The 22,131-nt window shown below is 54.3% G+C and carries 19 protein-coding genes, 1 tRNA gene and 1 riboswitch; of the genes, 10 read left to right on the top strand and 10 right to left on the bottom strand.

Annotation, left to right across the window (positions count from 1 at the left end; translation table 11 throughout):
* Positions 1 to 73: 73 nt before the first annotated feature.
* From D5270_RS02975 to D5270_RS02960, 4 genes are all read right to left on the bottom strand, one after another.
* Positions 74 to 1,084, bottom strand: coding sequence for a GGGtGRT protein (locus D5270_RS02975; protein WP_166542676.1), 1,011 nt, complete (start codon positions 1,082 to 1,084; stop codon positions 74 to 76).
* Positions 1,085 to 1,118: 34 nt separating this feature from the next.
* Positions 1,119 to 1,811 (bottom strand): iron-sulfur cluster assembly scaffold protein, encoded by a 693-nt coding sequence (locus tag D5270_RS02970; RefSeq protein ID WP_161473571.1) that lies wholly within the window; start codon positions 1,809 to 1,811, stop codon positions 1,119 to 1,121.
* A 150-nt stretch (positions 1,812 to 1,961) separates the two neighbouring features.
* The gene (locus D5270_RS02965) at positions 1,962 to 2,516 is read right to left on the bottom strand and encodes a hypothetical protein (protein WP_166542675.1); all 555 of its coding nucleotides are present in this window, start codon (positions 2,514 to 2,516) and stop codon (positions 1,962 to 1,964) included.
* Between the two features lie 68 nt (positions 2,517 to 2,584).
* Positions 2,585 to 3,871, bottom strand: a complete 1,287-nt coding sequence (locus tag D5270_RS02960; RefSeq protein ID WP_243150059.1) for an aminotransferase class I/II-fold pyridoxal phosphate-dependent enzyme — start codon at positions 3,869 to 3,871, stop codon at positions 2,585 to 2,587.
* A gap of 289 nt (positions 3,872 to 4,160) precedes the next feature.
* Here D5270_RS02960 and D5270_RS02955 point away from each other — a divergent pair, with 289 nt between their 5' ends.
* Together D5270_RS02955 and D5270_RS16690 are read left to right on the top strand one after the other, a co-directional pair.
* Positions 4,161 to 5,576 carry an amidophosphoribosyltransferase gene (locus D5270_RS02955; RefSeq protein WP_166542674.1) on the top strand — a complete coding sequence of 472 codons (1,416 nt, stop codon included), beginning with the start codon at positions 4,161 to 4,163 and terminating at the stop codon, positions 5,574 to 5,576.
* 103 nt (positions 5,577 to 5,679) lie between these two features.
* Complete coding sequence (locus D5270_RS16690; protein ID WP_279286458.1) at positions 5,680 to 5,958, top strand: transposase; 279 nt, start codon at positions 5,680 to 5,682, stop codon at positions 5,956 to 5,958.
* Here D5270_RS16690 and D5270_RS02945 read toward each other — a convergent pair.
* From D5270_RS02945 to D5270_RS02930, 4 genes are all read right to left on the bottom strand, one after another.
* The gene (locus tag D5270_RS02945) at positions 5,853 to 7,721 is read right to left on the bottom strand and encodes an FtsX-like permease family protein (RefSeq protein WP_166542673.1); all 1,869 of its coding nucleotides are present in this window, start codon (positions 7,719 to 7,721) and stop codon (positions 5,853 to 5,855) included. The two genes, D5270_RS16690 and D5270_RS02945, sit on opposite strands and share 106 nt — an antisense overlap.
* Before the next feature lie 36 nt (positions 7,722 to 7,757).
* A complete protein-coding gene (locus D5270_RS02940) occupies positions 7,758 to 8,963 on the bottom strand; it encodes a hypothetical protein (RefSeq protein WP_166542672.1) in 1,206 nt (401 codons plus the stop codon).
* 447 nt (positions 8,964 to 9,410) lie between these two features.
* Positions 9,411 to 10,346, bottom strand: a complete 936-nt coding sequence (locus D5270_RS02935; RefSeq protein ID WP_166542671.1) for a replication initiator protein A — start codon at positions 10,344 to 10,346, stop codon at positions 9,411 to 9,413.
* Between the two features lie 189 nt (positions 10,347 to 10,535).
* Positions 10,536 to 10,611: transfer RNA gene (locus D5270_RS02930), tRNA-Ala, on the bottom strand.
* A gap of 347 nt (positions 10,612 to 10,958) precedes the next feature.
* On the opposite strand from D5270_RS02930, the gene D5270_RS02925 reads away from it, so the two are divergent.
* Genes D5270_RS02925 through D5270_RS02915 form a run of 3 tightly spaced genes read left to right on the top strand, consistent with a single transcriptional unit; the run spans position 10,959 to position 12,962 of the window.
* Positions 10,959 to 11,966, top strand: a complete 1,008-nt coding sequence (locus tag D5270_RS02925) for a biotin--[acetyl-CoA-carboxylase] ligase (RefSeq protein WP_166542670.1) — start codon at positions 10,959 to 10,961, stop codon at positions 11,964 to 11,966.
* A 52-nt stretch (positions 11,967 to 12,018) separates the two neighbouring features.
* Entirely contained in the window at positions 12,019 to 12,570 is a 552-nt protein-coding gene (locus D5270_RS02920; protein ID WP_166542669.1) for a biotin transporter BioY, read from the top strand.
* Between the two features lie 20 nt (positions 12,571 to 12,590).
* A complete protein-coding gene (locus tag D5270_RS02915; protein ID WP_166542668.1) occupies positions 12,591 to 12,962 on the top strand; it encodes a DUF1284 domain-containing protein in 372 nt (123 codons plus the stop codon).
* Here the strand turns inward: D5270_RS02915 and D5270_RS02910 are convergent.
* On the bottom strand, positions 12,952 to 13,644 hold the full coding sequence (locus tag D5270_RS02910) for a hypothetical protein (protein WP_166542667.1): 693 nt from the start codon (positions 13,642 to 13,644) through the stop codon (positions 12,952 to 12,954). The two genes, D5270_RS02915 and D5270_RS02910, sit on opposite strands and share 11 nt — an antisense overlap.
* Positions 13,645 to 13,801: 157 nt before the next feature.
* Between D5270_RS02910 and D5270_RS02905 the strand changes: the two genes are divergently transcribed.
* The 5 genes from D5270_RS02905 to D5270_RS02885 all read left to right on the top strand — a co-directional run bounded on the left by D5270_RS02905 (position 13,802) and on the right by D5270_RS02885 (position 20,887).
* Positions 13,802 to 14,704 carry a helix-turn-helix transcriptional regulator gene (locus D5270_RS02905; RefSeq protein ID WP_166542666.1) on the top strand — a complete coding sequence of 301 codons (903 nt, stop codon included), beginning with the start codon at positions 13,802 to 13,804 and terminating at the stop codon, positions 14,702 to 14,704.
* Between the two features lie 21 nt (positions 14,705 to 14,725).
* On the top strand, positions 14,726 to 16,072 hold the full coding sequence (locus tag D5270_RS02900) for a replication-associated recombination protein A (protein ID WP_166542665.1): 1,347 nt from the start codon (positions 14,726 to 14,728) through the stop codon (positions 16,070 to 16,072).
* Positions 16,073 to 16,363: 291 nt separating this feature from the next.
* Positions 16,364 to 16,732: a hypothetical protein gene (locus D5270_RS02895; RefSeq protein WP_166542664.1), complete on the top strand. Its 369-nt coding sequence runs from the start codon at positions 16,364 to 16,366 to the stop codon at positions 16,730 to 16,732.
* Between the two features lie 47 nt (positions 16,733 to 16,779).
* Positions 16,780 to 16,901: riboswitch (SAM riboswitch) on the top strand.
* 91 nt (positions 16,902 to 16,992) lie between these two features.
* The gene (metK, locus tag D5270_RS02890; protein WP_166542663.1) at positions 16,993 to 18,177 is read left to right on the top strand and encodes a methionine adenosyltransferase; all 1,185 of its coding nucleotides are present in this window, start codon (positions 16,993 to 16,995) and stop codon (positions 18,175 to 18,177) included.
* 97 nt (positions 18,178 to 18,274) lie between these two features.
* On the top strand, positions 18,275 to 20,887 hold the full coding sequence (locus D5270_RS02885) for a flagellin (RefSeq protein WP_166542662.1): 2,613 nt from the start codon (positions 18,275 to 18,277) through the stop codon (positions 20,885 to 20,887).
* A 55-nt stretch (positions 20,888 to 20,942) separates the two neighbouring features.
* Here the strand turns inward: D5270_RS02885 and D5270_RS02880 are convergent, their stop codons facing one another.
* Positions 20,943 to 22,130, bottom strand: a complete 1,188-nt coding sequence (locus D5270_RS02880) for an aminopeptidase (protein ID WP_166542661.1) — start codon at positions 22,128 to 22,130, stop codon at positions 20,943 to 20,945.
* Between the last annotated feature and the right edge of the window lies 1 nt (position 22,131).

The raw sequence follows: 22,131 nt of genomic DNA, 5'->3' as shown, positions 1-22,131 counted from the left end.
AAGTCAACACTTTTTTAAACCAAGTAAAAACCGGCCCGGAAAGCTCCGGACCGGCCTTTTTATATGCAGATATTTACTTGCTCAGGCCCTCGAACACCGCCACAGCGCAGGCAACGGTAGCGCCGACCATGGGGTTGTTGCCCATACCCATGAGGCCCATCATCTCAACGTGGGCAGGCACGGAGGAGGAGCCGGCGAACTGGGCGTCGCCGTGCATACGGCCCATGGAGTCGGTCAGGCCGTAGGAGGCGGGACCGGCTGCCATATTGTCCGGGTGCAGGGTACGCCCGGTGCCGCCGCCGGAGGCCACGGAGAAATACTTCTTGTCGTTCTCCAGGGCCCACTTCTTGTAGGTGCCGGCCACCAGGTGCTGGAAGCGGGTGGGGTTGGTGGAGTTGCCGGTGATGGAGACGTCAACGCCCTCGTGCTTCATGATGGCAACGCCCTCAAGCACGTCGTTGGCGCCGTAGCACTTAACCGCGGCGCGCTCGCCGTCGGAGAAGGGCCTGGTCTCCTCAATCTTCAGCTCGCCGGTAAAGAAGTCGTAATCTGTCTTTACATAGGTGAAGCCGTTGATACGGGAGATGATATAGGCCGCGTCCTTGCCCAGGCCGTTGAGGATTATGCGCAGGGGCTCCTTGCGGGCGCGGTTAGCGGTCTTGGCAATGCCGATAGCGCCCTCTGCGGCGGCAAAGGACTCATGGCCCGCCAGGAAAGCGAAGCACTTGGTCTCGTCGCGAAGGAGCATTGCGCCCAGGTTGCCGTGCCCAAGGCCAACATTGCGCTGCTCGGCCACGGAGCCGGGAATGCAGAAAGCCTCAAGGCCGATGCCGATAGCTTCAGCGGCTTCGGCGGCGGTCTTTACGTCCTTCTTTATGGCGACGGCGCAGCCCAGGGTATAGGCCCAGCCGGCGTTCTCAAATGCGATGGGCTGTACGCCCTTTACAATATCATAGGGGTCGAAGCCCTTAGAGTTACAGAGCTCACGGGCTTCCTCAAGGCTGCCCAGGCCGTACTCCGCGAGACATTTCTCAATTTTGGGCATCCTTCTCTCTTTGCCTTCAAACATGACTTCGTTAGCCATTTAGTTGTCCTCCTAATTAAGTATTGTCTCCCGATTATTCTTCTCTGGGGTCGATGTACTTGGCAGCGCCGTCGAAGCGGCCGTACTGGCCGATATTGTTCTTATAGGCCTCGTCAGGGGAGACGCCGTGACGGATATCCTCAAGCATCTTGCCCAGCTTCACGAACTGATAGCCGGTGACCTCGTTGTTCTCGTCCAGGGCCATCTTGATAACATAGCCCTCGGCCATCTCCATGTAGCGGACGCCCTTTGCGCCGGTGGAGAACATGGTGCCTACCTGAGAGCGCAGGCCCTTGCCCAAATCCTCAAGGCCAGCGCCGATGGGCAGGCCGTCCTCGGAGAAGGCGGTCTGGCTGCGGCCATAGGCCAGCTGCTTGAAGATTTCGCGCATTGCCACGTTGATAGCGTCGCAGACAAGGTCGGTGTTCAGGCACTCTAAGAGGGTCTTGCCGGGAAGGATTTCAGCCGCCATAGCAGCGGAGTGGGTCATGCCGGAGCAGCCCAGGGTCTCTACCAGGGCCTCCTGCACAATGCCCTCCTTCACGTTCAAGGTCAGCTTGCACGCGCCCTGCTGGGGGGCGCACCAGCCGATGCCGTGGGACAGGCCGGAGATATCCTTAATCTCATAAGCCTTGACCCATTTCCCCTCCTCAGGGATGGGGGCCGGCCCGTGATGGGGGCCTTTTGTCACGGTGCACATATTTTCCACTTCATGGGAATAGTTCATATTGGTACTCCTTTCGGTTTCATAATGTTTCGGACATAGGCGTTTTGCGAACGCTGCCCAAAATACCAATCTGCATTAATTATAATCAAAAACGAGAGAATATTCAAGACTTTTGGCAAAATTTTCCTCTAAAATCAGCGATTTGGCATATTACGGCATTATAAACTCCCGGACAGCCTTCTGTGCCTCGTCCGAGGCCATCAGGTCACCATGTATACTAACCTTTCCAAACTTTTTTGCGGCAAGAAACAGCACATCCGGCTCATAACCCTCTGGCACATGATAGCAAAAGGCGGTCGTGAAGTTATCCCTACCAGTGTTGCTCACCACGATAAACTTCTTTTTTACGGACAGGTACCTCTCCAGCAGCTCATGGTGGCGCTGGAAATAGCACTGGGAGCGCTCGTTAAAGATGAAGAAGTTGGCGCAGGGGTAGTCGCAGTAGTTTGGCACAACGAAGTATGTAAGGCTGCTGTTTGTGATTGCGTCAAAAATAGTGAATTCAGAGTCGCCAAAATATGGGCAGCTCTCCCGCTCCTTAAAACACTCGCATCTGCACCGCCCGCAGGGGGCCACCTCAAAAGTAGAGAAGTCAAAAACTTCTACCTCTCCCTTGCCGAGCCAGAAGTTTTCTATCTCCTCGGCTATGCTGGCACAATTTCCCCCGGACCGACCGCTGAATGAAATGACGCATATTTTCTCCATGGAATAATCCCTCCATTTCCCGAAGACAGCCCTGGAGTCTGAAATGCTCCGGGGCTGCTTTTAAGTTATTATCTCTCAGCCAGCAGCTTCTCTGCTGCCGCCAGCTTTATTGCTACGCACAGCAGCTCCATGGCCTCCCGCAGCTCATTCTGGGGCGGGAAGGACGGAGCTATGCGGATGTTGCTGTCCCTGGGGTCGTTGCCATAGGGGTAGGTTGCCCCGGCGTCGGTGAGGGTGACGCCGGCCTCCTTACAGAGTCCCACTACCCGCTTGGCACAGCCGTCCGGCACATCCAGGCACACAAAATACCCGCCTTTGGGCTCGCTCCACTTGGCAATTCCCAGGCTGCCCAGCTCGCGCTCCAGAGCGTCCAGCACGATACGGAACTTGGGACGGAGTATCTGGCGGTGGCCCTTCATCAGGCCGCGCACGCCGTCGGCGTCGTGCAGGAACAGCACATGCCTTAGCTGGTTCAGCTTGTCGGAGCCGATGGTCTGCACAGTGGTGCGCCCCTTGAGGCTCTGGATGGTCTTGGCGCTGGAGGCCAGTGCCGCCACGCCGGCGCCGGGGAAGGATATCTTTGAGGTGGAGGCAAAGATAATCACCTGGTCCTCGGTGCCCTCCTTAACGCACTCCTCGTATATATTCAGAAGCTCCACAGGCTCGTCGGTGAGGTCGTGGACACAGTAGGCGTTGTCCCACATGATTCTGAAGTCCGGGGCGGCGGGATGGAGCTTTGCAAAGCGCCGGACGGTCTCATCGGAATAGGTCACGCCGGTGGGATTGGAGTATTTGGGCACGCACCAGCAGCCCTTCACAGTGGGGTCCTTTACAAGCTCCTCTATCATGTCCATGTCAGGGCCGGTGGGGAGCATGGGCACGGGTATCATCTTTATGCCGAAATACTCAGTGACGGCAAAGTGCCTGTCATAGCCAGGGGAGGGGCAGAGGAACTTTACCTCGTCCTGCTTGCACCAGGGGGTATGCCCGCCGCAGCCGTGGGTATAGCCCTGGGAGATAGTGTCGAACATCATCTGAAGGCTGGAGTTATTACCCAAAATAATCTGGTCGGCTGGCACCCCCAGCAGCTCCGAGAAGATTTCCCGCATTTCCAAAAGGCCGTTCCAAACGCCGTAGTTGCGGCAGTCGTCGCCGTTGGAGTTTGCAAACTCGCTGCGGGCATGGAGGGCCTCAAGCACCCCAAGCGCCAGGTCAAGCTGCTCTACGCAGGGCACGCCCCGGGACATATTAAGGCTCAGACCTCTTGACTTTATCTCGCGGTACTCACAGAGGGATTGCTGCTCTATTGCCTCAAGCTCCTCTGTGCTCATATGCTTCATTTTCTTTGCGCTCATTACAGTTGCTTTCATTATAATTATCCTCCATGAATAATTCAGCAATATATGTTTTCATTTTTCTCCTTCAAACCCTATATATTCTAATACATTCCCTGTGAAAATGCAAGTTTATTTTTATAATCCTGCAAATTTTATGTTTTGCACCGATTTCTCACTTTACATTTCCATTTTATGTGCAACCTTATCCGCGCTTTTTTCCGTTTTGCCACTGGCATATGCGGGCGAATCATGGTATAATTATCTGCGTAATACTCAAGCATTATATATACGGAAGGACGGCTAAAATATGGGCGGCTTTTTTGGAGTTGCGGCAAAGGAAAATTGTATCTTCGACCTGTTTTTCGGCACGGACTACCATTCCCACCTGGGCACCCGCAGGGCAGGCATGGCGGTGTATGACAGGGAGAAGGGCTTTGACAGGTCCATCCACAATATCGAGAACTCACCGTTCCGCACGAAATTCGACAAAGAGGTATCGGAGATGCACGGCCAGCTGGGCATAGGCTGTATATCAGACTATGAGCCCCAGCCGCTGGTGGTGCGCTCCCACCACGGCACCTATGCCATTGTCACCGTGGGCAAGATAAACAATACAGACCAGCTTGTGAGTGAGATATTCTCAGGCGGGCACTCCCACTTTATGGAGATGAGCGGCGGCGACATAAATCAGACCGAGCTTGTGGCTGCCCTAATAAACCAGAAGGACAATATTATAGATGGTATACGCTACGCACAGGAGGCCGTTGACGGCTCCATGAGCCTTTTGCTGCTGACCTCCAAGGGAATACTTGCGGCGAGGGATAGGCTGGGGCGCACTCCTGTGTCCATAGGCATGAAGGAGGGGGCGCACTGCGTGTCCTTCGAGAGCTTTGCATATCTGAACCTTGGCTATAAGGAGGAGCGGGAGCTGGGCCCGGGGGAGATAGTTGCCGTATGCCCCGAGGCTGTGGAGACGCTGTCAAAACCCGGCAGTAATATGAAGATATGCACATTTTTGTGGGTATATTACGGCTACCCTACTTCCTCATACGAGGGGGTAAACGTAGAGGAGATGCGCTATAACTGCGGAGCCCTCCTTGCAAAGCGCGACAGCTTCCCCGACGCGCCGCCGGACAATGTGGCGGGTGTGCCCGACTCCGGTACGGCCCACGCGGTGGGCTATGCCAACGCCTCGGGCATACCCTTTTCAAGGCCATTCATCAAGTATACACCGACCTGGCCCAGGTCCTTTATGCCTACCATGCAGAGCCAGCGGAATCTCATAGCCCATATGAAGCTTATCCCTGTCCACGGCCTTATAAAGGACCGCAGCCTGCTGCTTATAGACGACTCCATTGTTAGGGGCACCCAGCTCAGGGAGACCACCGAGTTCCTATACAAGAGCGGCGCCCGGGAGGTCCACGTGCGCCCCGCCTGCCCGCCGCCGATGTTTGGCTGCAAATACCTGAACTTCTCCCGCTCGACGTCCATTGACGACCTTATCTCCCGCCGGGTCATAGCGGAGCTGGAGGGCAATAACCATCCGGATAATTTCAAAAAGTATGCCGACCCGGACACACAGGAGTACCAGAACATGGTGGATACCATATGCAAAAAGCTAAACTTTACCTCACTTCGGTATCACCGGCTGGATGATATGGTGGAGTCGGTGGGCCTGCCGAAGTGTAAGCTCTGCACCTATTGCTGGAATGGGGAGGAGTAAGTGCCGCTGTTCTTGGACAATAGGAGTGCTAAGGTCTATTGTCCAAGAACAGAGCAACGTATAGCAAACGAAACGAACAGTCTAGCGTATTATACATAAGTGGATGTGTAAGTACAAGGGGGTAGAAATAGTAGAAGGACATATGGTGGCAGATCATGTCCATCTGCTGTTAAGTATACCATTCGGTTGTGATTGCAGGAACATTGTGAATGAGTTGGCCCAATTTATTCATCTCAAGGGACTCATCTATCACACAGATTTCAAATGCGCAAATTTTTACCCACCGCCTAACAAGGTTATTGGCTCAATACTTAGATTTTTCCTGGTCAAGATAAATGCAAGAGTGGTAAAGATAAAAAGGACTAGAAGCGGTGTAGCATAATAAATGCGATTATGAATAGATACCGCTTCAGTATCTAATTCGAGAGTAGTCTCAAACTGTTCATTTTCTGCCCATAAGCTATACTCGCGACTAAAATAGGCTATATCTTCACGTTCTTCAGCAGGTATAGCGGATTCATCATTTTCATCGGCTGCGGTTGAAGACAGTGAAAAAGCAGAAGGTTTTTGCAGCTGGAATTCCATTACGGTGTGCATCACCGTCCAGCCTATTCCGCTTCCGGTGGCTACTGCCAGAAGCGCCAGCAGGAATATCCCGGACAGCGAAGAAATGTAACACTGCACTCGGGTCATGCCTAGGCTCCGCTCAATCGCAGTCCTTCTTTTTTCCCTTACCACAAAGAAATATAGTAACAGGATAATAACCACCACGATTGCTATGCATCCTACGCTTAGCAGCAGCATCGAGCTCAGCCGGGTGTTTAGCAGGCTGCTCATTATGTTTTCATATCCGTTGTCATGATATGTGATTTCCAGCTTAGAGGCTGCTGGCGCCGCAAAATGGAGGCTGGCATTGAATTCCGCAATTTTCCCATTAGGAATCTGAAAAGAGGCATTCAAGCCATTCATCGGTTCGTAATACGCAATACAGTCATCCCAGGTGGCCTCAACTGATTGCCGCGGAACAATTATTACATCATAGGTAAGCTCGTTATTTTCTTCACTCAACTGCTTATACGACCCAACAATTTCATATTCTTCTTCCCAAAAGGGTTCATATAAATCGCCATTGGCGTCGAGCGGAGTAAAGAAGTAGCCGCAATTAAAGTTCAGCGTCTTATATCCATTAGGTACATAGCCATAGAGTGCGCACCGTAAAGGCAGTCTGATTTTATCCCCAATTGACAGAATATTTCTAGACATAAGCGATTGCGGAAGCATACATACTTTTGCGCCGCCTGCAAATTCCTCCTGGGTAATTTCGCGTCCATCGTTAATATAGGCGTTCTTGCTATGAAAAGACGGCAGAACATTCAAACTGTTGGTTGGCAGCACCGGGAGGGCCGTAGTATTCTTTTCCCATTGGTGTGCTTCAACCCAATTCATCCAGATTTCTCCCCGGCCGCCGGGAAGCCAAAAATCCTTGGTTACTTCCTCTATCCGGGGGCGCCCGCCATCTGATATTTGGTGCCCCTGCGCGTCGTATTGGGTAGAGAACGGCCCAAAATAAGGTGAATACTCATCCTGTTGATTATAAGACAGGTTTGCGATATACCGCTTCCCAGGTTCCAATAAGGTTACAGGGCCTTGTTCCTGACGAATCGAGATAATATCGCCCGGCTCCAAATCCTTCTCCATCAGGTTGTTTATTGTATTTGAAGTACGGTCATAATCATTATAATATATCTTTTCAATTTTGACTGGTACAGAATTATTAGACATCTGTTCACTTTCCAGAGGGGAAAATTCCACGATATGGATGCTGTCGGCTGTATACTGAATATTGGTGGTATATAATTGAGGGTTATAGGCCAAAAGAAAGGGACGGGTCTCCGGCGGAACAATGTAGTCAGGTGAATCAAACTCCAGTATCTCCGCTTTGAGTATGCCATCGCCCGGTTCTGCATTTTGCGTTACTGTCGCAATGGTAGTAAATTGACTTTCCACAATGTCAATGCGCTGACCACACGCCACCATGCTAACAATAGCGAATATCAATAACGCGGTAGAACTGGCAAGCAGGGAAAAGAATAAAAACATCCTTCCAGGCTTTCGCAGCAGCTGTTTTACACTCATAATGAACATAATCATTCTCCTAAACACGCTTCACGCAACTATTACTCAGTCAGCTTTACCCAAAAGCGCCAATGTGTCAAAACGCATAAGCCCAGCTAATGCAAATACGGTTCCAATAGCAGCGCACAGCAGATAAACCAGCAGAATTCCCTGAGACTCCCTGAGGGAGGTATGTATAATTATAGTAAGAATCCCATTTGCCACAATCCCCCCTGCCAGCTGTGTCAGCATGGCGCTGAGGAACTGAACAACTGCAATCTGCCGTTTAGGTTCCCCCAAAGACCGGGCAATCGCAATATCCCGTCTGCTGCTTTTCATCACTAAGAACACCGTCAGCATGACCAGCAATACAATCAGCACGAAAAAAGGTATCCGGAATATCTTGTACAGCCTTAAATGCTCAAGTAATTCCTCTGCTGTTTTGATGAACATCTCATCCTCTACAGAGATGGCGTCACAAGCGTCACCCTCGCTGACGTGCATAAAGCCAAGAGGGGCCAGTTTGTTTTTGAAGCTTGCCAGCCTCAGGGGGTCATCCAAAACCACGGACAATGAACTATATACGAAAGGTTCGCCTGCTTGTTCTGTTTTGGCGCGCAGCCAAGCGGCTGGTACAATTATGTCAGGTGAATGCCCAATATTCGTTTCAGTATACGGATAAGTGCACACAATACGTAGGTTTTGCTCTCCGATAGGGATATACCGGACTCCAACCGGCGAATAGTGGACGGTGTATACCGGCAATGTCAATTCATTACCCAGAGTCACTTTCATTTGCTCAGCATACTTCTCTGAAATACCGCATAGGCCTTCTGTTCCTGTCAGGAAGCTGCGGTCAGCCTCCTCTGCAAAACTCACCGTCCCGGCAGAAACAGCAGGCACTGCAGAAAAATGATTTGCGGCAGTGATAGATGTATCGCCGCCAGCAAATTGCTCATCCGTTTGCACCGGCTCTCTAAGGGCACCGGCAGCGTTTGCTGTGCACAATACGTTATGGACATTCTGGGCCGTTAGTGCGTCGAACAGCTCCGCATCTATTGCAAGCCGGTTGTGTTTCGTACCATTTCGATTAACTACTCTGGCGGTAACCGGGATGTTCTCAGCCAAGCTGTCCAATGCTGCCTGACAAGTATGTAAGTTGATTAAATATACCTCTAAGCTTGTCAGAAAGACCATTGCAGCCAACAACAGCAGAACGGTACGGCCAGGCAAGCGGAAAAGTTGATATTTGATTCGAGTAAGAGTAAACATCAGAAAACACCCTTAAGATATGAAGTCAATCCAATTCAGCTCCAGCCAATAATGATGGGAAAGCATAAAATGCATTGTTCTTCTAAGAAAATTTAGTAAGCACTACAAAATCGCTCGTACATGGTATAACCACATGAAGCAGGCCCATCGTTTCTTCCTTTTTAATCCGTTGATTACATTTTACTCCATGAATTTTATTTTATCAATACTTTTTGTGTCTAAATAAAAAATTCACCTTGCCTGGTTATTTCAGTATCTTTATTGGTTCTAATCTTTTTACATGAAACTTATCTGAATATCCTTTAATAATGTGATATAAAGAATAACTATATTTATCTGTAATCTTAGATAATCGCAGCTCAGACGAAGATGTGCTGAACGGATATAATGGCAACAGTCGGTGACCTTGAGTTTCATGGTTGTTTTTGTGTCCCAACTTGGGACACATTAGCCGGAACCGTACAAATCATGCTGCACCTCTGCCTGATAAAACTGCCCGATGGTAGTGGGCGCGTTGTAAAGGCTTGTCAGCAGATAAGCGCGGATATTGTGGATTTTCTTCGTACTCTTACGCAGGCAGTCAAACATATACTGGATATGCGTTTCGTCCAGTTTCCTAAAGCGAGAAACTACCGCCTGGATTGAAACTTTTTCCCGCCCAATCTGTATAGTGGGCTGGGTAGAAGTCAAAACATCGGTAATCAGGTCCGTAACCCCTTCCACGTCCTCCCTGCCGTACTCCTCCGCAAGCTGGTCAAAACTAATATTTTCCATCACCTCCTCCCGGTAAGCCTGCCAATCCATCCCATCTGTCACCGGCTGGATAGATGGATTGGTATAGCTCCTTTCAGTCTGATTCTTGTAAGTATAATTACACTCCGGTTTTCCGAACTCTGCACTTCGGCTTTCCCGAAGTCTTGACTTCTGATTTTCCGAACTCTTGACTTCGGTTTTTCCGAAGTCTGGATTTCGGGCCGGGGGAGAGGGAGGATTTTCAACCTGTGGCGGGATATCCTTGCAGGTAAAACGCTTGACATATATCATGGCTGGCTTACCTTGCCCCTGCTTGACCCGCTGGATCAGGCCGATGCCTTTGCCAGTGTCCAGTTCAGCCAGCAGCTTGACCGCCTTATCGTTACCGCAGTTCAGGGCCTCCTTGATTTCATCTAAGGGGTAGTAGATGAACACCCGGTTTTCCTCGTCGTACCAGCCGTTCCGGGCGGAAAGGCCCATACGGTCAAGCATAAGGCCATAGAGCAGCTTGGCGTCGGTGGAGACGTGCTTGAACTCCGGGCCCACGATGAGCTGCCGGGGGATACGGTAAAAGCTGAACTGTTCCGATTCCCCGCCATAAAAATAGTCAAAGTCAAGGCGGTCTTTCATACGGCAAACTCCTTTCAAAAATTGATGATATCTAAAAATGGGCATGAAAAAAGGGGCGTTCATAAAGTTCTGAACGCCCCTAGTGGGAATGTGCTTGCATGGCCGGGATATGCTGGCCTACGAAACACATACGACATACAAGAAAAGGCTCGTTTCTTTTGAAACAAGCCTTTTCTCTCGTGTACCCTGTGGTGGAGATAAGCGGGATCGAACCGCTGACCTCTTGAATGCCATTCAAGCGCTCTCCCAGCTGAGCTATACCCCCGAGTTTTTCATCATATGATGATATTGTTTATCGGAGTACACTTTATTCAATTTTGGTCGATATAAGCGGAATAATGAAGATTTGGTGCTCTCAGTGGGGGCATACTTTTAACTTTTCGGGCTCCCAGCTGAGCTATACCCCCATATTCACTTATCTTAACTCGCGCTGTCCCTTAGCGCTTAATTATAATACCACATTCCTTTTCATTTTGCAACCCCTTTTTGCAAAAAAATTCAATTTATTTTTGAGATAAGTACGCAGAATCGATTGTCTACCAAAAGTAAAATAATGGGTTGACAATGCTAAGTTCATATGTTACAATGTGAAAAAAACAGGAGGTGGTAGGCTTGGATATAGCAGACAGAGTCTTGGGGATACTTCGGGAAAGCCAGCAGGATGTCTCCGGGGAGGCCATTGCCGCCAAGCTGGGGGTTAGCCGCAGCGGGGTGTGGAAGGCCGTGAAAAAGCTTCGTGAGGACGGCTATCAGGTTGAGGCCGGGACTAACAGGGGCTATAGGCTGGTGTCCGAGAGCGGGGTGTATGTCCCGGGAAATATCCGCCGGCTGCTTGGGCCGGGGATGGAGGATATCGAAATTGATTTGCGCGAGGAGGTAAGCTCCACAAACACCGTGCTCAAGGAGCTGGCGGAGCAGGGGAAGCCCGAAGGACTGGTGCTCATTGCCAAGCGGCAGTCCCGGGGAAAGGGGCGGCTTGGCAGGTCTTTTTACTCGCCGGAGGGTTCGGGGCTCTATATGAGCATACTGCTGCGCCCGGGGCTCGCCGCTGAGGACTCGCTTTCCATAACCACGGCGGCGGCAGTGGCGGTGGCTGGGGCTGTCAGTGCAGTCACCGGGCGGCAGGCCATGATAAAATGGGTCAATGACGTATACCTTGAGGGCAAAAAGATTTGCGGAATACTCACCGAGGCCGCCATTGACTTTGAGAACAATGGCCTGAACTATGCGGTGCTTGGAATTGGTGTGAACGTCCAGGAGCCTCCGGAAGGCTTCCCGCCTGAGATATCTGAGGTGGCGGGTGCGCTTTACAGGTACGACGCCCCTGTGGACACCCGCACGAGGCTGGCTGCAGAGATACTAAACTGGTTCTTTGGCTTCTACCGTGCCTTGCCGGAGCGGAGCTATATGGTGGAATACAAAAAGCTCTCCCTGCTCACCGGCCTGGATATAACATTCCAGCAGGGCCGGGAGTCCTGGGAGGGAAAAGTGCTGGGCATCGACGATGAAGCCCGGCTGATAGTGAGGCTGGCCTCGGGGGAGGAGAAGTCCTTCGGCGCAGGGGAGGTCAGCATAGTTAAAAAGGGGCTGCTTGAAAGCATCCAAAGCAAAAACATTTGAGAATACTATAAATCAAAAATTATTTAAATAAATTATATAGGAGTGAAGCAAAATGGAAAACAACAAAAACACTATACGCCGGGTAGTTATGACAGGCATGATGGCCGCGCTGCTGGCAGTGATGTCTCAAATGCAAATCCCGCTGCCAACCGGTGTACCGGTTACCCTGCAGACCTTTGCCGTGGCACTTTGCGGCTACCTGCTTGGGTCGGCAATGGGTACTCTGGCAGTTGGGGTGTACCTGGCCTTGGGCGCGGTAGGCGTGCCGGTTTTCGCGGGATTTAGCGGCGGTTTCGGTGCGTTTATCGGCATGACAGGCGGTTTCCTGTGGGGTTTTCTGCCGATGGCTTTCCTCTGTGGCCTGGGCGTCAGGGCAGGCAAAAAATACATAGCGCTGCTGCTGGGCACAGCCGGGTTAGCCGTGTGCCACCTGGCGGGTGTGTTCCAGTTCTGGCTGGTGAGCGGCATGAGCTTCCCGGTATCCTTCCTGACGGCCTCGGCGCCGTACATAATAAAGGACGTGGTATCGCTGGTGCTGGCATATTTCGCGGCTATTGGCATTGCCGCCAGCCTGAAAAAAGCGGGCCTTGGGGAAATAGCATGAAAGCGTTCAGAGGGCACCACATGTTCTGTGCAACCATGTTTTCAGGCAGCGGTTACGACCAGGCCTTCACAGAGAACATGACGCAGACAATAGAGTATATGCAGAAGGGCGGGCGCTTCCGGCTTGTGAAAGGTCACGACGATATATGCAGATACTGCCCAAACCGTGAGTCGGACGGCTGCTCCCTGGGCACAGAGAATGTGTCCAGGCGGGACAGGGCTGCATTGGAGGTCACCGGACTTTCCACAGGCCAGGATATGAGCTGGACAGAGCTGCGGGAACGCCTCAGCCGGGTGAGTGAGGCAGAGTTTCAGCACGTCTGCGGGGACTGCCGCTGGCAGGAGATGGGACTGTGCTCTTACGCCCTATTAAAGGAGCGCACTATGCCCTGATGTACCGGGCGGCCCTGGCTGCCCCCACCTTCCGCACGCTCCCGGAGCGCACCATAGCTCCCAGAGCCGCCTCAACGGTGGTGGGGCTCACATCCGGCAGCGCGGCGCAAATCTCGGCTTTGGAGATAGGAACCTCGCTCCCGAGTACCAGCGCTTCAATGGCCGCGCGCTTGGTACTGCGCCGGGGAGCCGCCGGAGCTTTTGGCTTGTCCTGCCCGCAGAGATAGAGCAGGGACAGGAACATCTCAATATAATACAGATACTCGCTGCCGTTCTGCTCCCAGTGAGATTTGGCACGGTCAAAGGCCCGCCGGTAGAAGTAGAGATATCTACATATCATTTCCTCCAGGGGGAAGTGTCTGCACATGGTATATCCGGACTGGCATAGCAGCCCCAGGGCCAACTCTATGGCGGCGTGCATGGAGCCCTCACCCTCAGGCAGGGAGCACAGCATGTCCAGCGCCACACAGGGGACCAGCAGCAGCGGCTCAGCACCGGATGCCCCATATGCTGCCAGAAGCTGTTCGGGCAGGGCGGCAGGAGGCTCTGACTTGACCTTCTGCCGGGGTTCCCGGGCTTCGCGCTCATATTTTTCCTGCATACCCTTCAGACAGGCGAGCAGTCCTTTCAGGTTTTCCGGCAGGGGGAAGTTCTCCAAAAACGAGTAGTCATATTTATGCATAGTCCCATCTCCTTTTGTGGAAATATCATAACAAAATAAACCTGCAAAAGCAAGGCTTTTCGGAAAATATCTGCATATTTCTTGTGGTAAATATGCAGATATTCCGGGCTTGCTTTTCTTTATGCCCTGGGGTATAATACAAGGGGAGGGATGGCCTATGGAACTTACCAGCCAGAAACGGGAACTGAAGCTGCACGGCACCTACGGCTTCCCTGTATACGTAGGGCGCAAGCCGATTTCGGCGTACCCTACCGGCTCATTTCCCTGGCACTGGCATGACGAGGTTGAGTTTACCCTTGCCGCCTCGGGTAGCATGGAGTACCGTGTCAACGACAGCCGCTACCAGCTTTCGGCAGGGCAGGGGCTTTTCTGCAACTCCGGGGCCCTCCACTCAGGCAGCGCCCTCCAGGAGGCTCGGGACTGTGACTACATATCTATAACGGTACATCCCCGGCTGCTCTCCGGCTTCGAGGGCAGTGTAATAGGCTCAAAATATGTGTCGCCGCTCCTTGAGAGCCAGGGGCTGCCATCGCTACTGCTGTCGCCGGATGTGCCCTGGCAGGCCGGCATACTTGAGTATCTGCATAAGATATACGAGCTCTGCGGCGGCAGGGAAAACGGATATGAAATGCTCGTACAGTCCTGCTTTATGCAGGTATGGGCAGAGCTATTTGCACATTGTCCCAGCCGGTCACAGAAGGGGCAGAATGAGGACCCGGAAAAGCTCCGGCGGCTTCGGGAAATACTTACATTTCTCCACGAGCATTATGCGGACAGGATAACTCTTGATGATATAGCCGCCCATGTAGGGCTGTGCAAAAGCGAGTGCTGCCGGTTTTTCAAGCGCCAGATGGGCACGCCGCTCTTTGACTATCTCTCAGACTATAGGGTGGGCAAGAGCCTTGCAAGCCTGAAGGCGGGCTCCTCGGTTGCCGAGGCTGCGGAGGCTTCGGGCTTTACAGACCCGTCATATTATGCAAAAGTATTCCGGGCCCACACGGGCCGTTCCCCCAGCCAGTACCGCAGGGAGGCAGGGGATATAGACCGCACAGACACATAAAACATCGGAAGGAGGCGGCCCATGGACCGGCAGACAACGTTTTTTGAAGGAAATCCGGCGGATACACCCCTTGCAACCCGTATGCGCCCCAGGGACTTGGATGAGTTCGCGGGACAGCGGCATTTACTGGGGGAGGGCAAGGTACTGCGCCTGCTTATCGACCGGGACCGGGTGCCCTCCATGGTATTCTGGGGCCCGCCGGGGGTTGGCAAGACCACCCTTGCCCGGATAATCGCCCGGCGCACCCAGTCAAATTTTATCAATTTCAGCGCCGTCACCAGCGGCATTAAAGAGATAAAAGAGGTCATGAACGAGGCCGACCGCACCAGGATGCTGGGAGAGCGCACCATACTTTTTGTGGACGAGATACACCGATTCAATAAGGCCCAGCAGGACGCTTTCCTGCCCTTTGTTGAGAAGGGGAGTATCGTGCTCATAGGGGCCACTACGGAAAATCCCTCGTTTGAGGTGAACTCCGCTCTGCTGTCCAGGTGCAAGGTGTTTGTGCTCCAGTCGCTCAGCACCGGGGACCTGGTCTCACTTCTGAGCCGCACCCTCACAGACCCCAGGGGCTTCGGCGGGCAGAATGTGCAGATAAGCGAGGATATGCTGGGGATGATAGCAGGATTTGCCAACGGCGACGCCCGCACTGCCCTGGGCACGCTGGAGATGGTGGTGCTCAACGCCCAGCGGCAGGAGGACAGGATAACCGTAACCCAGGAGATACTGGAGCAGTGCGTAAACAAAAAATCCTTATTATACGATAAAAACGGTGAGGAGCACTATAACCTTATCTCGGCCCTACACAAGTCTATGCGCAACAGCGACCCACAGGCGGCGGTGTACTGGCTGGCCCGGATGCTGGAGGCAGGAGAGGATCCGCTGTACGTGGCCCGGCGGCTGATACGCTTTGCCAGCGAGGATATCGGCCTTGCGGACAGCCGCGCTTTGGAGATAGCTGTGGCGGCGTACCAGGCCAGCCATTTTATCGGCCTGCCGGAGTGCAATGTGAATCTGACCCATGCGGTGATATATATGTCCCTGGCACCAAAATCCAACGCCGCGGAAGCCGCATATATGTCCGCCGCCGCCGACGCCCAGAAAATGCTGGCGGAGCCGGTGCCGCTCATTATCCGCAACGCTCCCACACGCCTGATGAAGGACCTGGACTACGGCAAGGGCTACCAGTACGCCCACGACTACGCGGAAAAGCTCACCACCATGCAGTGTTTGCCGGACTCCTTAAAGGACCGCAGGTACTACGAGCCCACGAACCAGGGGAGCGAGGCCAGATTCGGGGAGAGGCTTAGGCAGATAGAGGAGTGGAAGCGCAGGCACAGGGAGCAGGAGGATGGGGAGAAGAAATGAAAGTTATCTGCATATCCGCGTCAAATATCCTTCACAGCGGGGGGAGCAGTGTCTCGATGGAGATATGCGGCAGAGTCGATGATATATTAAGCAGCCGGGGAGTCAACTGCGATATAATTGACCTGCGGCTGTATTATGGTATGTCGCCGTGTATAGGCTGTGGGCGCTGTTATTCTACAAGGCGCTGTGCCCATGACGAGGCCTTTAACGGACTTTATGAGAAGTTAATAAGCGCGGCACGGAGCGGTTTTTGTTTCGCCGCACTATGCGCCAATTCCAGCAAGGCTCTGTATGCTCCTGGAGAAGTTGGAGGAGATAACCTTCCTGCACTGGTGGAAGGACAACGGATACCGCTCTGAGGTGTACGGCAAGCCGGCGGCTATTATATCCCATGGCGGCGCCTCGGACTGGGCGCTGAAAAGCTATAAGGCGATGGTGAACGATACTATTGCAAACGCGCTGGACACTATCCAGTTTAAAACTGTGGTCTATGACGAGGAGTGGGGCACAGGCATATCCCTGCCTGTAGCAGAGGTGACAGAGGATGGCGGCATTTTCCCGGTGCAGAGCTATGACTGGCAGGCGGCAGAGGACAGGCTCAAAGAGTATATGGAAAAGTTTTTTGTAGCCTGCGGCGGCAAATGCGGGAAAGAGTATTGACAAATAGGGAAACTCGTGATATAGTATATCGCAGAAAACAGAATAAATCCTTATCAAGAGCGGCGGAGGGACAGGCCCTGTGATGCCCGGCAACCTGTAGTGGAAACTGCAAGGTGCTAATTCCTGCGGAAGGGAGTTATCCGGTGATAACTCTACCGAAAGATGAGGCGTGGTATGGACCCTCGTTTTTCGAGAGTCCTATTTTATTTGCCAAGAAGGGTTTATCCTGCCGATACAATTACCGAAAGGGGAAATACCAAATGAAACTGTTTACTTCAGAATCCGTGACCGAGGGCCATCCCGACAAGGTGTGCGACCAGATTTCCGACGCTGTTTTAGACGCTATAATCGGCCAGGACCCCAACGCCCATGTGGCCTGTGAGACCACCGCCACCACCGGTGTTATCCATGTTATGGGGGAGATATCCACCAGCTGTTACGTTGATATCGCGAATATCGTCCGGGACGTAGTTAAGGAGATAGGATATGACAACCCCGAGTGCGGCTTCGACGGCAATACCTGCGGCGTGCTCACCTCAATAGATGCCCAGTCAGCAGACATCGCCATGGGCGTAAACGAGTCCCAGGAGGCTAAAAACGGCGAGACCGACGAGAACAGCCTTATCGGCGCCGGGGACCAGGGCATGATGTTCGGCTATGCCTGCAACGAGACCCCGGAGTATATGCCCGCCCCCATCTCCTTCTCCCATAAGCTGGCAAAGCAGCTGACGGCGGTGCGCAAGGACGGCACGCTCAAATACCTGCGTCCCGACGGCAAGACCCAGGTGACCGTGGAGTATGGCGAGGATGACTCTGTTAAGCGCATTGAGGCCATTGTAGTCTCCACCCAGCATGACCCGGACGTGAAGCTGGAGAAGCTGAAGAGGGACGTTATAAAGTACGTTATCAAGCCCATCATCCCCTCTGAGCTGGTCGACAAGGACACAAAGATATATATAAATCCCACCGGGCGCTTTGTTATAGGCGGCCCCGTCGGGGACAGCGGCCTTACCGGGCGCAAGATAATCGTTGACACCTACGGCGGCTGCGGGCGTCACGGCGGCGGCTGCTTCTCCGGCAAGGACCCCACCAAGGTGGACCGCTCGGCAGCTTACGCCGCCCGCTGGGTTGCAAAGAACATAGTAGCCGCTGGCCTTGCAAGAAAAGCTGAGGTCGAGCTGGCCTACGCTATCGGCGTTGCCCGCCCTGTGTCTATAATGGTGGACACCTTCGGCACCGGCACTGTCTCTGACGAGGCGCTGGCAGAGGCCGTGCAGAAGGTATTTGACCTGAGGCCCACCGCCATCATCAAGGAGCTGGACCTGCGCCGACCCATCTACCGGAAGCTTGCCGCCTATGGGCATATGGGCCGTGAGGACCTGGGCGTTACCTGGGAGCAGACAAACCGTACCGAAGCATTGCGCGAGGCTGTTGAGAACGCGTAAAATTTATGAGCATAGGGGACCGGGACCTTCCGGCCCCCTTATTTTTTTCTCCGTGGAGACGATAATAAACTTATAAGGAGAAAAGGGGGCTCGGACAATGGAGGAAATCAGAAGCGTCCGCAGGAATCAGATAAGGGCGGCGTTAAAGTACCAGCAGCCGGCGAAGGCGGAGAAACAGGACGGCGCTGCGCCCGGCACTGTTTCGTCAAAGCAGGCCGCACCAAGCGCCGCCGTGTCCCTGGACTTGAAACAGCTGATGGGCCGCATAAACCAGACGGAGTCGAGGGCGCAGAAGGCCCGCCAAGTGCTGCAGACCAACGAGGCCACCCTTGCAGAGGTGAAGGACAGCCTGGACCGGATGGAGGAGCTGGCTAAGGAGGCTGAGTCCCAGCCGGAGAATAAAGCCTTACAGGAGGAGCTTTCAAAGCTGCGCCAGGAGCTCATGCGCATATTGGGCAGCGGCACTATGGGGGCAAACCTCTTTACTGCAGAGAGGGGCCGGAATGTCCTCTCTCAGCTTCCCGCCTGGCTCCTGTGGGGCCTGGCAGACGCCCCGGACCCCGGGGAGCTTCTGGAGGCCCTGGGCTTGGACCCAACCGCCAGCGGCAGCGAGATAATGGCTGCCCTCAGCAAGCTCACCCTGGATGACCCGGCGGCGGGGTATCTGGCGGCGGTCTATCTGGGCTCAGTTATAGCAAACGGCGGCACTGACAAGCTGGACGCTGCACAGGCGGCGGAGGGCCTTCTGCGTCTATTAAAGGCTATAGAGGGGGGTCAGACCCCGGATGAGGCGGTGTCTGACCTTACTGATGGGCTTTTTGACAGCCTTGAGGATTTCCAGAGGCAGTTCATAGACGGCCTTGCGCCCGGCATGAGGTCACTTTTCTCAGGTATGTTTCTGGGCGCTATGCCTGACCTTATGGACTTGCTCTCAAACGGTAGCGGCGGGGAGCTGGAGCTGCTGTTAAAGCTGCTGGCGGCGCTGGAGGGCCTGGACGATATGTTGCTCCCCGGGCTGGGGGAGGGCATAGGCCAGAACCCGGAAGCGGACGGCAAGACAGCGCCCCAGCCATCCCCGGAGCCCCGGGACATGGGCACTGTCACAGCCGAGAGCCGCGACCCGTCGAGCGTGACCCATGACAGCACATCAAATACCATAACCATTAGGGGAGAGGAAACCGTAGTCCTGCGCGGGCAGGAGCGGCAGGCCCCTGAGATGGAGCTTACCGGCAGGGGTGAGACCCAACTGCACAGTGTGAGCACCACCAAAGTGACGGTTGACAGCGCCCAGGCCCAGCTGCGTACCCAGGGCGGGACGGAGGTACACCAGCTTAGCTTTAAAGAGAAAGCAGTGCTAACCCTGTCGGGCAGCGGGCTGACCCGCATAGGGGACATAAAGGGCGGGCCGGACAATGTGCTGCACCTGAAGGAGGGGGCGTTCATGCTGGAGCGGCAGACCGCGGAGCTGACGGTGCGGCTGGTGGTAGACGGCGCGGTAATACTGAACGCCCCAAAAGAGAGCCGGGTGTTTGGCGCCGGAGGGGAGGAGCTTGAGCCATACGACCTTCAGTGGAAGGAAATGTTCCCCCAGTGGAACGCAGTTGAGTCCATAGTGATAGACGGGCGGCACGCCCAGGTGGCCCTTATGAGGAGCACACAGCCGGACATTGCAAGGCTCTGGCTGATGAAGGGAGACCCCTCACAGGGCTACCCGGCCCACCTGATAGCCCTGGAGGGCCGGGACCGGGCCGGGGAGCTTAGGACCAGATACGTATATCTTCAGTGGAGCAGAATGCAGAGAAAGTTCGTCCCGGTGTCAATGTTCCCTAACCCATTTACTGTAACTGGAGGGGAGGAGGACATAGACTGGCGCTACGAGGAGGACAGCCGGACGCTCCGGGTGCTTACCGGAAAGGTGGACGGTCTGTCCGGCGGCATGGGCACCGACGCTGGCGACAGGCCCTTCAGCGGGCGGCTGGCCTTTGCAGACGGTATCGGCGCAGTGGAGCTAACCTTAGACGGCGTTATGTGCATGGTGCCCTCAGGCCGGGCGTGCAGCCTTGGAAGGGGCAACAGGGTTACCCTGATGCTCAAGCGCGGCACAGAGAACCTCTTTGAGAGCGGCTCGGGCTGTGCGGGAATATCCCTGGGCGACGGCACGGCCCTCTATATCGACCAGCCCAATTTCCCCGGTGAGCCCGACGGAATTCTTACAGCAAAGGGCGGCGCCGCCAGTCCCGGCATTGGCAGGGACAGCGGACTCGGGCGGGGACAGACGGCCCCCATAATAATCCGCGGCGGCAGGGTAAAGGCCATAGAGGGCAGAAAGTCTGCCGCAGAGAAGGAGAGCTCCGGCAGCGGCTTAGCCGGGCTGAGGGTATCTGCCAGGGCACTGCGCCTGGACGCCATGGATATCTCCACCAAGGAGGCGGCAAGGGACGCGGTGAAGCAGCTCTCGGCAGGGAAACGCTGGGTAAACCGGCTGCAGGACGCATATAGGGCGGTGTACGGCAAGCTGGAGCAGAGCCTTACTGGCCTTGGCAGTGTGCGGCAGTATACAAAGGTGGTACGGGACGGCAGCGAGGCGGACACCCTTATGTGGGATATGCGCCAGGAGCTTCTGCAATCCACTGCCGGTCCCCACGGCCAGTGGGACATGGACGACCTGGGCCAGCTTCTGGATGCCATGGAGGATATGATAAACAGATAGAAAAGAGCAGGCCCGGGATATGCCCCAGGCCTGCCTTAAGTTTTTCTACTTAAAGTTAAATAGCAAAATCCCCGTCCCGGAAGATATCTACCTCCCGGCCGTCCTCAGTAGTGCCGACAATGCGCATGTCAGGGGTGCCTATCATAAAGTCAACGTGTATTGTGGAGTCGTTGAACTCCTCCCGCTGGCCTCCAAGCCCCCGGCCTAAAGCCAGATGGCAGCTGGCGTTCTCGTCTATAAGCGTGGTGTAGTACACCAGTCCGCTCATGCTGATAGGGGAGTGGTACTCCACAAGGGCGGCTTCTCCCAGATACCCGGCGTTCTCGTCGGTGTTAATAAGGGCCTCGAGCATTTCCTTGCCCTCGCCGGCCAGGACTTCTACAACCTTGCCGTTTTCAAAACGAAAGCCAAAGTTTTCTATGCTCTTGCCGCCCAGCAGCAGCGGGCGTGAGGCATAGACAACGCCGTTTGTCCCGAACTTATCGGGGGTGGTGAATATCTCCTCAGAGGGGATGTTGGCGTTGAAGACCACCTGCGGCTGGCTGCCGTCATAGCCGAACTTGGACCAGGGGGTGAGCCCCACAGTCAGGTCCGTGCCGTTGGAGGCGGTATAGTGGAGCTTCGTGAGCTTCAGGGCGTCCACGGCCCGGCCCCTTTCTGCGTTCCTGCGGCCCTTCTCCTCCCAGGTCTTCACAACGTCGTTATCTTCGTCAATATAGCAGAGCTTCAGCAGTATCTCCCAGAGCTCATTCAGCGCCTCATCCCCGGTCTTGTCCAGTATATACTCGGCCCACTGGACGGTGGGAATCATGGCTATCAGCCACTGGCAGTGCTTCTCCCGGCTGGCTTTGCGCATGATATTCCTGACTGTGTCCACATGGGAGAATATAGCGTTGGAGTTCGTTTCGCTCACATCCTCCATGAGCTTGGGGTTTACCCCCTCCAGCCGAACGTAGCAGGCGCCGCCGTCCAGATATCCCTGGTGCATGGCGTACTCCCAGTCCTCCACCCGGCGCATATCACTGTCGGGGCGGTACTTTGCGGCGACCTTCATGTTGGGCAGGTCCAGGTAGTGGACGACAACATTGCCCGCCCCCAGCTTATAGCACTCCTCGGCGAAGATAGAGGTAAACTCCCAGCCCTCCACCGCGGCCTCCACCAGCACGGTCTGGCCCTTCTGCACGTTCAGCCCGACTCTTGCCAGGGTATACGCGTACTTGCGCTTCATCTTTTCCAGGTCCATT

Origin of the sequence: Acutalibacter sp. 1XD8-36, assembly GCF_009917525.1 — a bacterium.
Classification (GTDB): domain Bacteria; phylum Bacillota; class Clostridia; order Oscillospirales; family Acutalibacteraceae; genus Acutalibacter.
The sequence above is the reverse complement of the archived record's forward strand: the minus strand, read 5'-3'. Positions and strand labels throughout refer to the sequence as shown.